The sequence below is a fragment of the Streptomyces sp. NPDC032198 genome (assembly GCF_040636975.1).
Taxonomy (GTDB): Bacteria; Actinomycetota; Actinomycetes; order Streptomycetales; family Streptomycetaceae; genus Streptomyces.
The window spans coordinates 166,899-184,866 of sequence record NZ_JBEZVL010000017.1 but is presented as its reverse complement, the minus strand read 5'-3'; the positions used below and the strand labels follow the sequence as shown (position 1 = coordinate 184,866).

Genomic DNA, 17,968 nt, shown 5'->3' with positions numbered 1-17,968 from the left:
CACCACTCCCGCGCAGAGCGCACCGAGGAGCCCCCATGCCAGCCTGGCGAGGCCACCCGCGAGGGCTCCGATCCCGAGCATGCCGACCACGAGCACGTTGCGCGGCTGCAAGGCGTCCGTGACGGCGCGGGCAACGCTGTTCGTGGACGTGCAAAGGGCAGATTCGCTTTCGCCCTTCGTTCATCGGGCAACACGAACCAGTTCAGGGCGGCGAGACACGGGCCACACCCGACGCCGTCCTGTCTGACTAGCGTCGGAACGTCGCCGCCAGAGAACCTACCGTGATGCGCGGCGTTTTCCGCGGATCGAGGTCGGGTCGGACCATCCGGTGCCCAACTCCCCCCACCAGGGCGCCCAGTCCGAACCCGTACACGACGACCAGTCCGTGCCCGTTCTCCTGGGCGAACCACATCACCAGCCCGAGCACGGGTGCCGCAACGGCGAGCAGCCGGTCCTTGTGGTTCTTGGCGCGCAGCAGCAGACCGGCAGCCAAGGTCGCAGCGAGGAAGTAGGTGGGTCCCGAACTGCCTGCGAAGTTACGGGGATCAGTGCTGCGGCTCGCTTCCATGAAGAGCGAGTCGATGTGTTGTGGAAGAAGGATCCCGGCCACGAACAGGCCGATCATCAAGGGCCCGCCCCAGAACCACTCCGCGAGGGCCGCGACCACGGCGACCGTCGCAATGTTCCAAGCCCCGCCCAGGAAGCCGCCGTTCTGCATGAAGACAGAGGTGCCCACACGCCACCAGCCGGGCTTACTCGGATCCGCGTCGAAGGTGTCCATGGCCCCCGCCCAACTGAGTTGCGTCACAACGCCGGCGAGCGCCACCGCGAGCACGGCCGCGGCGGCCCAGGGTATGCGCCGCTGCGGGATCGAGTCCGGCCCGATCAGCGCCAGGCCCGCCTTGAACATCAGCACCATCAGCGCTGCCGTGGTCACGTTGAACAGCAGATTACCCATGCCTGTCTCCCCCGAAGCCCGCATCCTTGGTCGAATACGGAGGTGACGCTACTGGACGTGATCCACTCGGCCACCGTCGGATTCCACAGCTGAGCTGCTTCTTTGCGAACTTTATGCAGTCCGCCGGAGTCAGGACGCCCTCCAGAGTGGCTCTCGAGCTCTGGCACGGGTGTGGCCTCATGGCGTAGCGGAAACGCGCAGAGGTGAAACTGATCGAGGGGTGTCCAGGACAGACTCGGGAGTGGGCAGTACCGGCCGCGACGAGTTCCCCTCCACGGCCGGACCAGCCTCAACCCGGGGCACCGATACCACGGGAACGCGTCGGCGCCCCGGGAACTGAGGCCGACGGGTTCGACGCCTCAGGCTCAACCGAGAACGTCCCGGTCGGCGTGCGGCGTGCCGAACAGGTCGTCGAAGCGACGGGCTCCCTTGGTGGAGATCAGAAAGTACGGGGCGCCCGACCCCGCAATACTGTGTGGCCCTTTCTGCCCCGTGACGAGCACATCGTACGGCGGCCACGAATCGTCGCCCGGATCAGCAGGGCGACGGGGATCACCGTGGTCGCGGCCGGCAGGAACGGCGCGGGAAGCACCGCGATGCCCACGAACAGGGCCGCGCACAGCCAGCAGTCGACACTGTGATTCCAAGACACCTCGGTCAACCAACTGGTGAGTCAGACCCCGGACCCGGGACAGCACCCGCCCATCCTCCCAGCACGGCTGCTGCGGTAAGGGAGCATTGCCGTCATTCGTTCTTTGCATGGAAGCCACAGTTCAGGCAGATCCGTGACCGCCCGATCGATGAGACCGGTCGGGAATCAACGGGCGGTTTTCTGCACGAGAGGCGTCGGCTGGACGGTCGGCCGGCGGTTTGGGGTATAGGCCCAAGGGTGGAGTTGTTCCAGGGCCTTGCCTATGCGGAAGACGGTCGGGTCGTCGTAGGTGTGGCCGACGATCTGGACGCCGGTCGGGATTCCCCAACTGGACTGGCCGCTGGGCACATTGAGGACGGGACAGCGGTTGCTGATATTGAAGGGCAGGGTCATCGCCGCCCACAACGGCTCGCCGTGGTCTTCACCGTTCACCACCAAGCGGCCCAGGAGGTCGTCTCCGGCGGGCAGTCCGGGGACGGCCGTGGTCGGGCAGATCAGGGCGTCGAAGGGGGCCATCATCTCCCCCAGTTCGCGCTGCAGTCGGGTCTCCACGCGCAGGCCGTCAAGGTAGCTGACCTGCTCACGGGCGACGGCCATGGTGTCGGCGAAGGCTGCCGCGTACTGCGACATCTGGTCGCGGTGCTCGGCTTCGATCTCGCGGACGAGGGCGCCGAAGATGGTGGAGAAGTGTGCGGCGGCACTGGTGAGGAGGTCGTCCTTGGTCCACGGGAGTTCGATCTCCTCGACGATCGCGCCCGCGTCGGTGAGGGCGCGGGCGACGGCGCGGGTGTTGGCCTCGATCTCCGGGTGGACGTCGTAGGCGCCCAGGCTCAGGCACAGGGCGATGCGCATCCCCGCGACCGCGTCGTACTCGGCCGGCAGGACGAGTTTCGGGCGCAGCGACACGTGGTCGCGCGGGTCGGGTCCTGCCAGGACGTTGGCGAAGGTGACGCAGTCGTCGACGGTGCGTGCCATGGGGCCGTCGCCGCGGTAGTGGTCGGCGGACAGCGGTGCCACGCCGGGGATCCGGCCGTACGGGGCTTTGAAGCCGACGGTGCCGGTGAAGGCGGCGGGGATACGGGTCGAGCCGCCGATGTCGGAGGCGGAGGCGAGCAGCGCGGTACCGGCGGCGAGGGCGGCGCCGGCGCCGCCGGACGAGCCGCCGGGGGTGAAATCGGGGTTCCACGGATTGCGGGTGACGCCCCACAGGCGGCTGTGGGTGAAGGTGGCGATGGAGAACTCGGGGGTGGCGGTGCGGGCGTGGATGATGCCGCCCGCGTCCAGGATCCGGTCGATGACCGGGGCGTTCTCGGTCGCGGTGTTGCCGACGTTGACAAGGGAACCCTCGGTGAGGGAGTGCCCGGCGATGGCGTGCTTCTCCTTGGTGGCGACCGGGATGCCTTCCAGCGGGCGCGGCGTCAGGCCGTCCTTGCCGAGGAAGCGGACCTCGGCGTGCCGGGCCTGTTCGAGTGCCTCGTCGAAGAGCTGCTCGGTGAAGGCGTTGATCACCGGTTCGGTCTGTTCCGCGCGGTCGATGACGGCGCGCATCAGCTCCACCGGGGAGAGTGCGCGGGCTTCGAAGAGCCGTCGCGCCTCGGTGGCGCTGAGGTAGACGAGCTCGGCACCGGAGTCGTTCGGGTTCATGCGGACGTCCTTTAGGAATGGACTGATGAGGGCAGAGGCGGAGGCAGTCGGCCGTAGGGCGGTGTCGCCCAAGTCAGCCGATCAGCCGTTTGAGTGCGGCGTTGATCCAGGCCGTCCCCGCGCCGGCGGCAGGGCTGAGGTGGCCCATGCCGTAGAAGCCGTGGACGAGGCCGTCGAACCGCCGGTGTTCGACGCGGACCCCGGAACGCCGTAGCGCTTCGGCGTATGCGTCTCCTTCGTCACGGAGCGGGTCGTACTCCGCGGTGGCCACGACGGCTGGGGCGAGCCCGGCCAGATCCTTCGCCCTCAGGGGCGCGACCCGCGGGTCGTCGCCGAATGCGGCCGGGGCGGGATCGGAGTGGCGGACTCCGAGGTACTGCTCGAAGAACCAGTGCAGTTCTGGGGTGGTGAGGAAGTAGCCTTCGCCGTTTTCGACCCGCGACGGGTACGCGCCAGCCATGTCCGTGCTCGGGTAGACCAGCAGTTGGGCGGCCAGCTCCAGCCCGTCGGCGTGGGCCTGCTGTGCGCACACGGCGGACAGCGTCGCCCCCGCACTGTCACCGCCGACGACCAGCCGGTCAAGGTCGCCGCCGAACGTGTCCACGTGCCGTGCGACCCAGGTCAGGGCGGTGTACGCGTCGTCGACCGCGGCGGGGAAACGATGCTCGGGCGCGAGCCGGTAGTCGACGCTCACCACAACGGCGTCGAGTTCACGGCACAGAGTCCGGGCGTGCATGTCATGCGTGTCGAGGTCACCGGCCACCCAGCCGCCGCCGTGCAGGTACACCAGTGTCGGCAGGGGCGTCTCGGTGTGCGGCCGGTAGACGCGGGCCGGGAGGGATCCCGCCAGCACGGTGGGGGTCACCGTCGCGACCTCGGGCCTCGTAGCCGGGTAGTGCTGACCCACGGTCAGCGCCCGCAGCCGGGCTCTGACCTGGGCAACAGCGTTCTCCCCTGGCCCCGGGGCGCCGAGCGGCTGGACGCTTCGCAGGAAGCCCGCGATGTGCGGGTCGAGAGGCACGTCACTTCTCCTTTCCGTCGCGGGCACGCTCATCCTCGGCGCACAACCAGTGGGCGGCCGCCGCGAGCAGCGCCGTCACGCCGGTGTGGATCGTGGGTTCGGGTACGGGGGCGAAGTACGGGGAGTGGTTGGCCGGGACCGTGTCGGGCAGGCCGTCCGTCAGCAAGGTGTCGGGGTCGATGTGCTCGAAGAGGGCCGGGTCGCCGCCGCCGAAGTGCCAGAAGACCGAGGGGACACCAAGGGCGGTGCCGAAAGTGCCGAAGTCCTCGCTACCGGTGAGGGGTTCGGGCAGGGTGAACACCCGCTCCCCGCCCAGGACTTCGGCGATCGCGGTCAGTACGGTGCCGGTGGCCCCGGTGTCGTTGACGGTGACCGGGAAAGGGTTGAATCCGGTGATCTCGGGTTCCTTGGGGGCGCCGGACGCGGCGGCTTCGGCGCGGACGATCCGTTCGACAGCCGCCAGGACCCGGTCCCGTACGGCGGGAGTCGTGGATCGGATGTTGATCCGCAGGTCGGCGGTGTCGGGAATGATGTTCTCCTTGGTGCCCGCGTGCAGCGAGCCCACGGTCACCACGGCGGTCTGCGCCGCCCCCACCTCCCGGGAGACGACCGTCTGCAGCCGCATGACGACGGCGGCGGCCATGACGATCGGATCGACGGTGGTCTCGGGCGTGGACCCGTGTCCGCCCCGGCCGAAGAGGCGGACACGCAGACTGTCGGAAGCGGCCATCACCGTCCCCGGGCGGGTGCCGACGAGGCCGACGGGGGCCGGGGACACATGCTGGCTGAGGCAGACGTCGGCGCGCGGGAAGCGGTCCAGGAAGCCGTCCTCGATCATGGCCGGTGCCCCGCCGACCTCCTCGGCCGGCTGGAACACGGCGACGACCGTGCCGCGCCATGCCCCACGGGCGGAGGCAAGTTGGGCCGTCGCGCCGAGCAGACAGGTGACGTGCATGTCGTGGCCGCAGGCGTGCATGACGGGAACCTTGTTGCCCTCGCCGTCGACGGCCGTCTCCCGGGAGGCGTACGACAGTTCCGTCCGCTCTTCGACCGGCAGCCCGTCCATGTCGGCGCGGAGCAGGACCACCGGGCCTTCGCCGTTGGCCAGGACTCCGACGACGCCGGTGCCCCCGACGCCCTCGGTGACCTCCCAGCCCTGCTTGCGCAGCCGTTCGGCGACGACCGCTGCTGTGCGGAACTCCTGGAAGGACAGCTCCGGGTGGGCGTGCAGGTCCTCGTACAGGGCGAGCAGGACGGGCAGCCGCTCAGGGAAGCCGGACAGCAGGCGCGCGGCGGAGGTCGCGGTCATGAGTGTTCCTTTGCGGGCGCGGGGAGTTCGGGTGCGCCGGTGGCGGCCCGGAAGGAGGCGGTGTCCTGCGGGGTGAGCAGCGCCATCACAAGAGCGATGGCCGCGCCGAGCACCAGGGACGCGAAGGCCACCTTGAACGAGAAGGCGTCGGCGAGCGCGCCGATGACGGGTGGGGCGACCATGCCGGCCACCTGGCCGCCGAAGATGATCGCTCCGCTGCCCACCCCGACGTCCTCGGGCGCGAGGCCGCCCAGCGGCACGGCGAGGATCGGCATGTAGCACAGGGAGACGGCGGTCGTGGCGAGCGTGCCGAAGACGATGAAACCGATGAGCGACGGCGAGAAGACCATGAACAGCAACGTGACCGCGGCCGTCGTCATGCTGGGCACGATCACCCTGCGGTGGTGGCCGCCCAGGTGGTCCGCGAGCCGTCCGCCGACGACGATCGCGCCGGTCGCGGCGAGGCCGGGAATCGCCACGAGGGCCCCGGTCGAGGCGAGCGAGACGCCGTACTCCTCGCTCACATAGGACGGGATCCACGTGCTGAGACCCCACACGATCAGGCTATAGCCGAACATCATGGTGCTGAAGCGCCAGATCACGCCCTTGCGCAGGACACCCCCGGCGCGCCGCCGGTCGACGCGGGGCTCCAGCTCCGCCACCGGCAGCGGCGCGGGGAGCCACACCCGTATCGCCACCACGACGAAGACGCCGAGCGCCGCCGTCGAGAAGAACGCCGAGCGCCAGCCGAAAGCGGCGATCAGAGGTGCCACGAGGAGCGGGGTGAGGACCCCGGCGAGGGCGTTCGAGCTCATGATCACGCCGTTGGCGCCCATCCGCTCGGCCGGTGTCGTCCGCTCCACGAGGACCTTCATCGAGGCGGGCGGGAAGACGCCCTCGGCCGCGCCGAACGCGAACCGCATCAGCAGCAGGACGCCGAACGACCAGGCGAAGCCGGTCAGCGCGGTGAACACCGACCAGGACAACAGGGCCCAGAGCATGACCCGCTGGGCGCCGTGCCGGTCGGCGAGCAGGCCGCCGGGGATCTGGCACAGGGCGTAGGCGAGGAAGAACGCCGAGACGATCAGGCCCTGTTCCCCGCGGCCCACGTCGAACTCGTCGCCGATGGAGGGCAGGGCCAGGTTGATGACGAGCCGGTCGGCGTAGTCGACCAGCCAGGCGGTGAACAGCAGCACGATCGTGATCCGGACGGTTCTGCGGACGGGCTGCGGGGGCGGAGCAGACACACGGCACTCCTTCGACTCCGGGTGGCCGAAGCCGGGGCTGGGAATCGGCCGGAAGTGCCCCTACGATCCGGTCTGTGACAGGAATCCCTGGAGAATTGCAGGAAAACATCTCAGGAGAATCAATGTCCCCCGATTCCTGCAGCACGGACGAGGGTGCCCACTTCTCCGAACTGGACCTGGCCCTTGTCGACGCGCTCCAGGCCGCTCCCCGGGCACCGTGGTCCCGGATCGGCCGGGCGCTCGGCGTGGACGCGACCACGGCGGCCCGCCGCTGGGAACGGCTGCGCGCGAGCGGCTTGGCCTGGGTCAGCGCGTACGACTCCGCGAAGGCCGCCACCGTCGCCTACGTCGAGGTCCGGTGCCGACCCCGGGCCGTGGAGTCCGTCGGCGCCGCCCTGGCCGACATGCCCTGGGTCTTCAGCGTCGACGAGACAGCCGGCGACTTCGATCTCCTGGCGTCGGTCGTCGCGGCCGACCTGCCCTCCCTCGGCCGCTCGGTGCACGGCTTGATCGGCGGCCTGAAAGGCGTACGGTCCACCCGCACACGCCTCGGCATCACCCTGTACAGCGAAGGCGGCGACTGGCGCATGCGGGCCATGGAACCGTCCGGCGACGCGGAACTCTCCGCCCCGCGCACCTCACACCCGACTCCGTACAGCGCCCACATGCACCACCGGCCACCGCCCGAGGACCAGACCCTCCTCGACGCCCTCGGCCGCGACGGGCGCCTCGGCTACACCGACCTCGGCGCCACGACCGGCATGAGCGAACACACCGCCCGGCGCCGGCTCCAGCGGATGATCCGGGACCGGGACATCACGTTCCGCTGCGACCTGGCCCATCCCCTCGCCGGGCTGTCGACCGTCGTGCTCTACCGCACCGCTGTCCCCCACACCCACCTCGAGGCCACGGGCAACGCACTGGCTCGAAGGGAAGAGGTGCGCCTGGCCGTGTCCGTCAGCGGCTCCGACAACCTCCTCGTCATGGTCTGGCTGCGCGGCCTGCACGCCATCGACCCCTTCGAGGCGCACCTCACGGAACGCTTCCCGCACCTGAAGGTCAGCGACCGCACCGTTTTCCTCCACACACGCAAACGCATGGGCCGGCTCCTCGACACCACCGGCCGCGCCATCGGGCACGTCCCCTTCTCCCTGCCGAAGGTCTGACCCGGCACCCGACACGCCTCGCACTCTCCCTTGCCTGATACATATGTTCGGATGAACATAGGTGGGGTGTCGATGGAGACGACCCCGCCGACCGGGAGGACCAGAGCCGAGATGAGCGATTCCCGCGGCCCCGCGCGCTGCTGCATGCCGACCGGCGGCGGTCCGGCGGCCGTTTCCGTGGCCGTACCCCTGACCGCGGCGCCTGGCCGGGTGCGCGACGAGCAAGGGATGGTGTCGCTGCCGGGCGGTGAGTTCCTGATGGGCACGGACGACGCCGAGGGCTTCGCCGGGGACGGCGAGGGGCCGGTGCGGGCCGTGCGGCTCGACCCGTTCCGCATCGACACGTGCGCGGTGACCAACGAGCGGTACGCGGCCTTCGTCGCCGCCACCGGATACCACACCGACGCCGAACGCATCGGCTGGTCGCAGGTGTTCGCCGTCTTCCTGCCGGCGGCCCTGCGGCGCGGTGCGCCCCGACCGGAGCGCAACCCTGGTGGTGCGGAGTGCGGGGCGCGGTCTGGGACCGGCCGGAGGGGCCCGGCAGCACGCGGGCGAGGCGCGGGGACCACCCGGTCGTGCACGTGTCCTGGAACGACGCCGCCGCGTACGCCGCGTGGGCGGGCAAGCGGCTGCCGACCGAGGCCGAGTGGGAGTACGCCGCCCGCGGAGGGCTCGAGCAGCGGCGTTACCCCTGGGGCGACGAGCTCGACCCCGACGGTCGATACCGCTGCAACATCTGGCGCAGCACCTTCCCCACGAAGAACACCGCCGCCGATGGATACCGCGGCACGGCCCCCCGTCGACGCTTTCGAGCCCAACGGCTTCGGCCTGTACAACACTTCGGGCAACGTCTGGGAGTGGTGCGCCGACTGGTGGACCACGGATCCACCCGGCCGCTCGTCAACCCCCAAGGCCCGCCCGGCCGTTCAGACAAGGCGATGCGCGGCGGCTCGCACCTGTGCCACGTCTCATACTGCAACCGCTACCGCGTCGCGGCGGCCCGGACCGCCAACAGCCCGGACAGTTCCAGCGGGCACGCGGGTTTCCGCTGCGTTGCACCCGTGGGAAGACTCTTGACACCGTCCGGGCGGCGGGTGAATCTGAGCCTGGCTAGGTTCCTGAGAACATAAGAGGTTCGGATGCAGCTCGACTACGTGGTCCTCGGTGCGCTGGCGCTTCGCCGTCTGTCCGGCTACGACCTGCGCCGCTGGATGGAGGGTCCGGGCCGGTACGTCGGCTACGGCGTCAAGCTGCCGCAGATCTACCGTCGGCTCGCCACCCTGGTGGAGCGCGGCTGGGTGGACTTCGACGTCGACCCCCGCGAGGGCCGCCCGGACGCCAAGGTCTACCGGCTCACCGAGGAGGGCGAACAGGCGCTGCTCACGTGGGCGCGCTCCCCGTACGAGCCGTCGCTGCGCCCCATGGACCCTGAGTTCAAGCTGCGCTTGATCTTCGCCGGGCAGCTCGACCCCGAGATCGCCCTCGACGTCGTCCGCACCGAGCTGGCCCACCGGCTCAAGCACGACGCGCTCAGCGCCGCCGTGCCCGCCCCCGTCGAGTACGAGCCGCAGATCGATGGTCTTGACGCGGACTGGGCCCGAGAGGTGCACACCATGGCCCACGAGCACGGTTACGCGTTCACGGCCTCCTACATCGCCTGGCTTCAGCTCACCGAGGCCCGCCTGGAGGCGCGGCTCGGCCGCTGACCCCGCCACACCTGCAAAACCCCAACACCCCTTACCGCTTCCGCAGCACGTGACGAGCCGGACCGCCACGTGGCGGTCCCCCCTTGCCCGATCCCCTCCAGGGAGCCGTACATGCGCATCATCTACGTCGACGTGAACACCCTCCGCGCCGACCACACCACCCCGTACGGATATCACCGGCCCACCACGCTCGCTGAACTTCGCGGGCTGGAGCGAGTGGCACCGGTCTCTGGGTAGGGACGGAGTTGGAAGGAGATATGGGCCCGACATGTGCCATGCGGTACCCAGTGAGGGACCCAAGATCAGGACGGGGGCGTCTTCTGGCCCGTCAAAGCGGTATTGCAGGGTGCTCTTCGGTGTCTCACTCACTCGCCTGAGCCTCTCATCTGTCACCTGCAGTCCTACCGGCAGGGCCAGAAAGTGTGGGGCGACGCGGGCATGGACGCCATGTGGTCCGCCTCCACCATCAAGGTCATCGGGTCCGGCATCGACGACCCCGACTTCACCGACAAGCTCAGCCGGCTGATCGGCGACCACGACGTCGAGACCACCTCCACCTCCACCTCGGAGTCGGGCAAGTCCACCTCCGTGTCCATGCGACAGGAACGCATCCTGGCCGCCGACGTCATCCGTGCCCTGCCCAAGGGGACCGCGCTCGCCTTCGCTACCGGGCTGCGCGTGGCCATGCTCGACCTGCGCCCCTGGTATCTCGAGCCCGGCGCCGCCGAACTCTCCGCCGCCTCTGCTCGCGCCTCCAAGGGCATCACCGCCCGCGCTATCGCCAAGGCCGCGCCGAAGCAGTCCGACTTCGGCCCCGCCGCATAGAGCGCGCCTGCCCCCTCCCTCCCCCTCCGCGCACCCTCCGTCAGCCCACCTGGAACCCGCCCATGACACAGATCCACGACGTCCCCGACGACTGGAACCCCGACCATCGATGCTGCCTGGAATGCGGCAACAGTGACCCCGAGGTCACGCTGCGGGCCATCACCCACTCCGTGACAACCCAGCAGGCCCTCGCCAGCACCAGACACATCGCGGACGTCTCCGCGGTCCTCGACTCCCTCGCAACCGTCGCGCACACCGAGGCCGAGCAGGCGCCGAAGCCCGCCACCACGCCGGCATCACCCTCGGCGCCCGCTCCTCGACACCGCTCGCGCGCATGACCCAGCCACCCGTCGATGCCCTGCTGTTCGACATGCCGCCACCGCCGACGCCCGTCGAGCGGCTGCTCCACCTGGCCAGCCAGTACACCCAGCACAACGACTCGCTCGACCTCCTCCTTCGGCCCACGAACCCGCCCGCGCCGGAGGCCCACACCGACTCCGCGCAGCGCCTGGCCGCCGCCACCCAGGCCGCCATCAAGGCAGTCCAGGGCGAACGGCTCTATGAGAGCGACGAGTTGACCGAGGTGATCATGCGACTGAGACAGCTCGCCTTCCTCGCCGACGCCTCGGTCGAGCTGAGCGCCGGATCCGCCCGCGAACTGACCGCACTGGCCCCGGAGGCCACCGTCGCCAGCGCCGTAACGCTGGCCGGCGAGATCCGGCGGCGGCGCTGGGCCACCGCACCCACCCCCGACGACCGACTCGGCGCCGTGCACCGCACTGCCCTGGCCGAGATCGCCTGCGGACACGTCGTGGCCAGCAGCTCGCTGGGGCGCGAGTTCACCCGCTCCCGCGAACCCAAGGTGCTGATGAGCACCCTGCGCGGCCTGGAGACGAAGGGGCTGGCCGAGAGAGCGATGGGCTCGGCGCCCGCCGCCTACATCGGCGGTCCGCCCCTGGACCGCGTACGCCTCGCCCCTGCGGGCGTCACCGCCCTCGCCTCGGTCCTCGGTCTGCCCGCGGCCGGATCGAGCCCTGCGCCCGCAACGACACCCCGCCCGCTTCCCACCGCCGCGCAGGCCACCGCCCGAAGTCGCTGACCACAGGAGCCACCCCATCCCCACACCCATACTCGACCTGCACGAACAAGGCCAGCAACTGCGGCAGCTCGCACGGGACTTACCAGCTTCCGTCGCATTGTCGATCGGGGGCCGGCCCTCCCCGAAGCCGACGCTGGAAGTGCGACCACCAAGCTGCACAACGGCACTGGGCAAGGTGGGTGCCGTGCCGGTGGTCACCAACACGTAAGCGCGGGCGAGCTGTTCCAGTGCTGCTGCTGCGTGCCCGGCGGACTCGTCCGCGACGTGTTGGGCTTCCTGGCCGATGGCTTTGAGGAGCACGTCGCGGGCGTCCGTGACGGCAGGGTTCTCGGTCACGCTGACTGTGGCGGGGATGCTGCCCAAGTCGACCACCCCGGAGGTCGTCTGCCCGTCTCGACCGGCCGCGCATCTGGTGCTGACCGAGACCCCCAGACCGGGAGGCATCTTGTGGTCTTCCTCCCAGCACGAGACATGGACTCGCTGGAGCGCGCCAGCATCGGCTCAATCGGAGACGTCAGCACCCTCACACCTTTCCGCACCCGGTCTCCACCACCCACCGCGGCACACCAACGTGGGCGAACCCACCCGCGAAAACGCGTTCATGATGAGACGGTGGGCGGGTTCGTCGCCGTTCGAGACCCGGACTGCGCGAACCCGCGCGCTTCAAGGGATACAGCTCGGAAGCGATCCGGGACTGGCTCCGGCGGCACGACATCGGCCACACCACCCCGAACGTGCCGACCAGATCGCCAACCCCCGGCGGGCGGCCGCCTTAGCGGCTGCCCGCCGGCCTTCGACCCGCAACTCTACAAGCACCGCAACGTCGTCGAACGCTGTTTCAACCGCTTCAAGCAGTGGCACGGCATCGCCACCTGCTACGACAAGACCGCCGAGTCCTACCAAGCAGCCGTCACGCTCGCATCACTCCTGCTGTGGGCGTGACGTTTGAAGACACCGCCTAGCTTGAGTTTTAACCTCTGACCAGGTGCTGAGAGTTGTTGCGCCGCACGCACGAATGAGCAGGTCGCATTGCTCTCAATCCCGGTTCTTCCGGGACACCGGCGGTGGGGCGCAAGGTCTGCCGGTGTTCTATAACGTCCATACCGGCTCATGGGACGCAGCCACTATGGCCGACCGCTTCTCGCAGACCGGCGGGCGTCTAATGATTTGCGTGCTGCCCGTGCGAGGTCTCGCGCTGCCGTATCCACGCGGCCAGTAGCCGAAGCGCCTCTTCGGAGCTGGAGTCTGCCTCGGCGGTGTAGACACTCAGCCGCTGGTCCGGGTCGGCGGGCAGGGTGAGGGACTCGTAATTGAGGGTGAGCGGGCCGACGATCGGGTGGTGGAAGTGTTTGCTGCCATGCGTGTGCCGATACACGTTCTGGTCGGCCCACCAGCTGCGGAAGTCCTCATCCGTGATGGAGAGTTCGCCGACGAGTTCGGCCAGCAGCGGATCGTGGGGATGGCGTCCGGCGTCTCGCCGGAGCGAGGCGACAATGTCCTGGGCGTGAGTGTCCCAGTGGGTATACAGCGAGCGGGCGGTCTCGTCGCCGAACATGAACCGCACCAGGTTCCGCTCGCGGTGCGGCAGGGCCTCGAAGTCGGTGAGCAGCGCACGTGCCATCTGGTTGGAGGCAAGTACGTCCAGTCGCCGCCCCAGCACAAGGGCGGGGGTGTGGTCGAGGATCCGGAGCAGGTCGCGCAGCCCCGGGCGGACCGGCTGCGGACGCGTCGCCGTGCGGCGGGGCCTGCCTGCGGCGGGCTTGGCGAGCTGGAACAGATGGGTGCGTTCGACGGGATCGAGGCGTAGCGCGCGCGAGATGGCGTCCAGCACGGTCTCGGAGACGTTCAGCCGGCGTCCGCGTTCCAGGCGTACGTAGTAGTCGACGCTCACGCCCGCCAGTTGCGCGATCTCTTCGCGGCGCAGTCCTGGCACTCGCCGAGAGCCGCCGTCGTCGGACAGGCCCGCCTGACGCGGGGTGATCCGTGCCCGCCGAGAGCGGAGGAACTCACCGAGAGCTGTGTTGCGGTCCATGCCGTTCACGATAGGGCCCAAGATCGCCCCGACGGCCCGCGAAAGGGGGACTGGCAGTCCCCCGGTCCGGCTGTCCCCGGGGCGAAGCGGACTCCCCGGAAGTCGATCAGCAGCCGATTCCGGTGCTGAAGTGGAACGTGTCGAGACCGGCCGGGGCCTCACCGCCCCGGCCGGCCGCTGTTCACATCGAACGAAGGGAACTCCTGTGTCGGACACCAAGACATTCCTGATCACCGGCGTCAGCACCGGCCTGGGCCGCGCACTCGCTCGCGCGGCGTTGGCCGCTGGTCACCAGGTGGTGGGCACGGTGCGCACCACCGCCGACGCACGGGCCTTTGAGGCGCTCGCCGGCGACGCGCACGCCCGCATCCTGGACGTGACCGACCATGACACGGTGGACACGGTCGTGGACGAGACCGAGCGCGACCTGGGCCCGGTCGACGTACTCGTCGCCAACGCCGGGTACGGCCACGACGGCCTCTTCGAGGAATCGTCGATGGATGACCTTCGCCGTCAGTTCGAAGTGAACGTCTACGGAACCGTTGCGGTGATCAAGGCCGTGCTGCCGCACATGCGGGAGCGCCGTTCGGGCCACATCATCGCCGTCACCTCGATGGGCGGGCTGATCACCATGCCGGGCCTCAGCTTCTACCACGGCAGCAAGTTCGCGGTGGAGGGCATCCTCGAGACGCTCGGCAAGGAGGTCGCCGATTTCGGCATCCATGTCACCGCCGTCGAGCCGGGCAGTTTCCGAACCGACTGGTCCGGCCGCTCGATGATCCGCGCACCCCGTGTGATCGCCGACTACGACGAGCTGTTCGAGCCGCTGCGCGCCCGGCGCACCCACGGCAGCGGGCACCAGCCGGGCGACCCGGACAAGGCCGCGGCCGCGGTGCTGCGCATCGTGGCGGCCGACCAGCCGCCGACGCGCCTGCTGCTCGGCACCGACGCGCTTCGGCTCGTCCAGGGCGGACGCGACGCCTTCGAGCGCGACATGCTGGCATGGGCCGAGCTGTCGGCTTCCACCGACTTCGACGACGTCAGCCGGCCCGCCTGACGTCACCCGCTGTCGGGCCCCCAGCGCGGGGCCTCGACGGCGGCCGTCATCACCGATGTCCCGTCTCAAATGATCTGGTCTGTGGGTAGGGCTGTGACCTGCGGCGACCAGATCAGTCGAGACGCCAAGGTGCCGAAGATCTCAAGTGGTCTGGTCCCTGAAGCTGGGGTGCGGGGTGTTGTCTCAGTTGATCTGGTCCGTCGCTCAACCTGGCTAGGGCGACTTGTTTGGGCTCGGCCATGGCGGCTCCCACCGGCCCTATTCCGTGACGATGGGCTGAAGGTCAGGCGTCGTGAAGTGGCGCTGGGAAGCGGCTGGTTGTGGGACCACTTCGATGCCTGGCGGCGTGGGCGGCAGTAGAGAACTCGTCGGGCCGATCCCGGTCACGTCGCGAAGGCCCTGCGGATCGAGTAGGAGAGCGCCGAGGTGGGCCTGCTCGACATGGAACACCGGGTGCGACGGCGGGAGGGGAGCGGACCCGGTACGGGCTCGACCTGTCCGTTCTTCCGAGCCCGCACCGGTGACTATGAACCGGTGTTAGCTGGCGAGCTGGGCTTGGAAGGCGGCGTGGTTGAAGTACGCCTTGGCGTCCTGGATGAAGCCGTCCTCGCCCAGTTCGTAGATGTTGATGCCGGACCAGTTGACCGGCCTGCCGTTCAGGGCGACGGCCGCGCCGCGCCAGGAGACGGCGACCCGGTTGCCGACCGTGTGTGCCTCCAGGGGGGTAAGGCCGAGGAAGGGCTGGAAGTTGGGCAGTACGGAGGCGATGAAGTCGCGGATGGCGGTGCGTCCGGTGAGGGGCGGTGTGCCGACCGGGTCGTGGAAGACGCCGTCTGCGGCGAATGCCTGGGCCCAGGCGTCGGCATCGCCCTGCTGGGAGGCGCGGAAGAACTGGAGCACTGCCAGCGGCATGGCCGGGTATGTCATGAAGGATCCTTCGAATCGGAGGGCGGAGGGGCGGAGTGATCCGAGGCGGCCGGAGGGGCCCGCGCCGGGGGCCGGTCGCCGCTCACCGGGCGCGCAGTTCGGTCTGTGCCGCAGCGGGCTGTTCCGCAGCGCGGGCCTGCTGCCGACGGGCACCGGTGAGGTAGAGGGTGAACGCGAGGAGAGCGAGTACTCCTATGAGTGCGCACACGCCCAGCCAGCTCAGCTGGGCATAGGCGCGGATGCCGAGCCAGGATCCGGCGCTGCCGCCGAGGAACGAGCAGGTCATGTACGCGGTGTTCAGTCGGCTGCGGGCCTCGGGGCGCAGTGCGAAGATGCGGGCCTGGTTGGCGACTTGGCTGCACTGCACCGCGATGTCGAGCAGCAACAGCCCGGCCACCAGGGCCGCCAGTCCCATCCAGGAGCCGGCCGCGCCTGCGGCCAGGACGGCTGCTGCGGTGAGGGTGGCAAGGATGCACCACAGGTTCACCCGGTCCGCGCCGTTGCGGTCCACCCACCGTCCGGCGGCCGGGGCGCAGAACATGCTGGCCGCCCCGATCAATGCCAACACGCCCACCACCTGCGTATTAAGGCCGTAGCGAGGGCCGGTGATCAGCAGAGCGAGCGCGGTCCAGGCGGCACTGAAACCGCCGAAGAGGGTGGCCTGGAAGAGCGCCGAGCGCCGCAGGTCCGGCTCGGTGCGCAGCATCCGTACGCCGGCCGCGAGCAGGGCGCTGTAGCGCTCTCGGACGGCCGGAGCGGTATCCGGCAGGGCGGTGTGGAGCACGATCGCCAGCAGTACGGTGAGCGCGGCCGCGACCAAGTACGGGGCGCGCCAGCCCAGTTGCTCCCCGAGGGTGGAGCCGAAGGTGCGGGCCAGCAGGATCCCGCCGATCAGCCCGCCCTGCAGGGTCCCGATGACGGCGCCTCGCCGGTCGGCCGAAACCAGCCCCGCGGCCATGGGCAGCAACAGCTGTGGCACCACGGTCGCCACCCCGACCACCGCGCCGGCCGCGAGCAGGGCGCCGGTGGCCGGGGCGAGAGCGGCGGCCAGGAGGGCAAGGGCGGTCACGGCGAGCAGCGCGGTCACCAGGGGGCGGCGCGGGAGCCGGTCGCCGAGTGGGACCAGAAAGAAGATCCCGACCGCATACCCGAGCTGCGTCACAGTCGCCACGGCCGCGGCCGCATCCGCCGTGATGCCGAAGCTGTCGGCGATGAGCGGCGCCAGGGCCTGCGGGAAGTAGACGTTCGCCACGCTGACCCCGCAGGCCAGCGCCATGACCAACGGCAGCCGACGGGACAGGGCCGGTGCGGAGGGCGGTGGCAGGTCAGGGCAAGGCATCACAACTCCAAACGAACGAACTAGATGGTTCGGATGATGGGGAGAGAGTTGCAGACGGCACCGCGATCGGTCAAACGAACTGGTTCGTTACCATCGGTGCATGGCGTACGACTCGAAGGCAACCAAAGAGCGGATCCTGGCGGCGGCGGCTGCGGAGTTCGCCCAGCACGGCGTGGCCGGCGCCCGCGTGGACCGCATCGCTGCCCAGGCCAAGGCCAACAAGCGGGCCATCTACGAGTACTTCGGCGACAAGAACAAGCTCTTCGCCGCCGTCTTGGAGCACCTCATGGCCGACCTCGCTCAGGCCGTCCCGCCCGGCGACGAGGACCTGCCCGCCTATGCCGAGCGGCTCTTCGACTACCACCGCGCCCACCCCGAAGCCCTGCGCCTGCTCATGTGGGAGGCCCTCGAACTCGGCGACCAGCCCGTCCCCGGCGAAGAGGCCCGCACCCAGCACTACGAGGACAAGGTCCGCGCCACCCAGACCGCCTCGGACGGCGAAGCCCGCGACCGGCTGTTCTTCACCCTCGGCCTGGTCGGCTGGAGCCTGGCCATGCCCCAGCTCCGCCGCATGATCCTCGGCCCCGACCACACCCTCGAACAGCTCCGACCCGCCATCGCTGACGCGGTTCGCACTCTGCCCTGACCGGCCTCCCCGCAAGGTCCACCTGCCAACGCCCGAAGAACGACCAGCCCAACAGCGCCTCGGTAGCGCCTGGAAATCTGGCAGCTTGCTCCTTCTCCACCGACGGCGGCATGAGTCGGACGCCGGTGATGAGCCACCGACGTGCACCACGGAATCTGCCACTACGGCCGAGGGCGCGCCATGCGAAGTACCGGCACCTGATCTCGCTCAACTACTCTCGGCCGGCATGACAAGCCCTGCCCCGCGGCGAAGTCGCGTTTTCTCCACCACTGTCCTGTGTCATCGAACCTTGAGCACGTGTCACCGAAGTTTGATCAGTAACGGCGGCGGCACAGGGTGC

16 protein-coding genes and 4 pseudogenes are annotated in these 17,968 nt (G+C 69.7%); 10 read left to right on the top strand and 10 right to left on the bottom strand.

The window, feature by feature from the left end:
* Nucleotides 1-247: 247 nt before the first annotated feature.
* The 5 genes from AB0E78_RS36525 to AB0E78_RS36505 form a co-directional block, all read right to left on the bottom strand.
* A complete protein-coding gene (locus AB0E78_RS36525) occupies nt 248-937 on the bottom strand; it encodes a hypothetical protein (RefSeq protein ID WP_361842292.1) in 690 nt (229 codons plus the stop codon).
* 838 nt (nt 938-1,775) lie between these two features.
* Complete coding sequence (locus AB0E78_RS36520; protein ID WP_361842289.1) at nt 1,776-3,254, bottom strand: amidase; 1,479 nt, start codon at nt 3,252-3,254, stop codon at nt 1,776-1,778.
* A 73-nt stretch (nt 3,255-3,327) separates the two neighbouring features.
* Nucleotides 3,328-4,275, bottom strand: coding sequence for an alpha/beta hydrolase (locus tag AB0E78_RS36515; protein WP_361842286.1), 948 nt, complete (start codon nt 4,273-4,275; stop codon nt 3,328-3,330).
* 1 nt (nt 4,276) lies between these two features.
* A complete protein-coding gene (locus AB0E78_RS36510; RefSeq protein ID WP_361842283.1) occupies nt 4,277-5,584 on the bottom strand; it encodes an amidohydrolase in 1,308 nt (435 codons plus the stop codon).
* On the bottom strand, nt 5,581-6,831 hold the full coding sequence (locus AB0E78_RS36505) for an MFS transporter (protein ID WP_361842280.1): 1,251 nt from the start codon (nt 6,829-6,831) through the stop codon (nt 5,581-5,583). The genes AB0E78_RS36510 and AB0E78_RS36505 overlap by 4 nt, the downstream gene beginning before the upstream one ends.
* A 122-nt stretch (nt 6,832-6,953) precedes the next feature.
* Here AB0E78_RS36505 and AB0E78_RS36500 point away from each other — a divergent pair, with 122 nt between their 5' ends.
* The 4 genes from AB0E78_RS36500 to AB0E78_RS36485 all read left to right on the top strand — a co-directional run bounded on the left by AB0E78_RS36500 (nt 6,954) and on the right by AB0E78_RS36485 (nt 9,940).
* Entirely contained in the window at nt 6,954-7,997 is a 1,044-nt protein-coding gene (locus AB0E78_RS36500) for an Lrp/AsnC family transcriptional regulator (protein ID WP_361842277.1), read from the top strand.
* A 51-nt stretch (nt 7,998-8,048) separates the two neighbouring features.
* The gene (locus tag AB0E78_RS36495; protein ID WP_361842274.1) at nt 8,049-9,074 is read left to right on the top strand and encodes an SUMF1/EgtB/PvdO family nonheme iron enzyme; all 1,026 of its coding nucleotides are present in this window, start codon (nt 8,049-8,051) and stop codon (nt 9,072-9,074) included.
* Between the two features lie 62 nt (nt 9,075-9,136).
* Nucleotides 9,137-9,703 (top strand): PadR family transcriptional regulator, encoded by a 567-nt coding sequence (locus AB0E78_RS36490; protein WP_361842271.1) that lies wholly within the window; start codon nt 9,137-9,139, stop codon nt 9,701-9,703.
* 111 nt (nt 9,704-9,814) lie between these two features.
* Complete coding sequence (locus tag AB0E78_RS36485; RefSeq protein WP_361842268.1) at nt 9,815-9,940, top strand: hypothetical protein; 126 nt, start codon at nt 9,815-9,817, stop codon at nt 9,938-9,940.
* Between the two features lie 30 nt (nt 9,941-9,970).
* Here AB0E78_RS36485 and AB0E78_RS36480 read toward each other — a convergent pair.
* Nucleotides 9,971-10,072: pseudogene (locus tag AB0E78_RS36480) on the bottom strand (3-oxoadipate enol-lactone hydrolase); the annotation flags it as partial.
* Between the two features lie 24 nt (nt 10,073-10,096).
* Between AB0E78_RS36480 and AB0E78_RS36475 the strand changes: the two are divergent.
* The 4 genes and pseudogenes from AB0E78_RS36475 to AB0E78_RS36460 form a co-directional block, all read left to right on the top strand.
* Nucleotides 10,097-10,528, top strand: a pseudogene (locus tag AB0E78_RS36475) (TraM recognition domain-containing protein); the annotation flags it as partial.
* Between the two features lie 62 nt (nt 10,529-10,590).
* The gene (locus tag AB0E78_RS36470) at nt 10,591-10,866 is read left to right on the top strand and encodes a hypothetical protein (RefSeq protein WP_361842266.1); all 276 of its coding nucleotides are present in this window, start codon (nt 10,591-10,593) and stop codon (nt 10,864-10,866) included.
* Nucleotides 10,863-11,627: a hypothetical protein gene (locus tag AB0E78_RS36465; protein ID WP_361842263.1), complete on the top strand. Its 765-nt coding sequence runs from the start codon at nt 10,863-10,865 to the stop codon at nt 11,625-11,627. Before AB0E78_RS36470 ends, AB0E78_RS36465 begins: the two co-directional genes overlap by 4 nt.
* A gap of 665 nt (nt 11,628-12,292) precedes the next feature.
* Nucleotides 12,293-12,569, top strand: a pseudogene (locus AB0E78_RS36460) (transposase); the annotation flags it as partial.
* Between the two features lie 217 nt (nt 12,570-12,786).
* Here the strand turns inward: AB0E78_RS36460 and AB0E78_RS36455 are convergent.
* On the bottom strand, nt 12,787-13,659 hold the full coding sequence (locus tag AB0E78_RS36455) for a helix-turn-helix transcriptional regulator (protein WP_361842260.1): 873 nt from the start codon (nt 13,657-13,659) through the stop codon (nt 12,787-12,789).
* A 205-nt stretch (nt 13,660-13,864) separates the two neighbouring features.
* Between AB0E78_RS36455 and AB0E78_RS36450 the strand changes: the two genes are divergently transcribed.
* Nucleotides 13,865-14,716 (top strand): oxidoreductase, encoded by an 852-nt coding sequence (locus AB0E78_RS36450; protein ID WP_361842257.1) that lies wholly within the window; start codon nt 13,865-13,867, stop codon nt 14,714-14,716.
* Between the two features lie 340 nt (nt 14,717-15,056).
* Here the strand turns inward: AB0E78_RS36450 and AB0E78_RS36445 are convergent.
* From AB0E78_RS36445 to AB0E78_RS36435, 3 genes and pseudogenes are all read right to left on the bottom strand, one after another.
* Nucleotides 15,057-15,166 (bottom strand): annotated as a pseudogene (locus AB0E78_RS36445) (replicative DNA helicase); the annotation flags it as partial.
* A gap of 87 nt (nt 15,167-15,253) precedes the next feature.
* Complete coding sequence (locus AB0E78_RS36440) at nt 15,254-15,643, bottom strand: nuclear transport factor 2 family protein (protein WP_361842254.1); 390 nt, start codon at nt 15,641-15,643, stop codon at nt 15,254-15,256.
* A gap of 82 nt (nt 15,644-15,725) precedes the next feature.
* Nucleotides 15,726-16,982: an MFS transporter gene (locus tag AB0E78_RS36435; protein WP_361842251.1), complete on the bottom strand. Its 1,257-nt coding sequence runs from the start codon at nt 16,980-16,982 to the stop codon at nt 15,726-15,728.
* 100 nt (nt 16,983-17,082) lie between these two features.
* Between AB0E78_RS36435 and AB0E78_RS36430 the strand changes: the two genes are divergently transcribed.
* Nucleotides 17,083-17,628 (top strand): TetR family transcriptional regulator, encoded by a 546-nt coding sequence (locus tag AB0E78_RS36430; RefSeq protein ID WP_361842248.1) that lies wholly within the window; start codon nt 17,083-17,085, stop codon nt 17,626-17,628.
* The last annotated feature ends 340 nt before the right edge of the window (nt 17,629-17,968 follow it).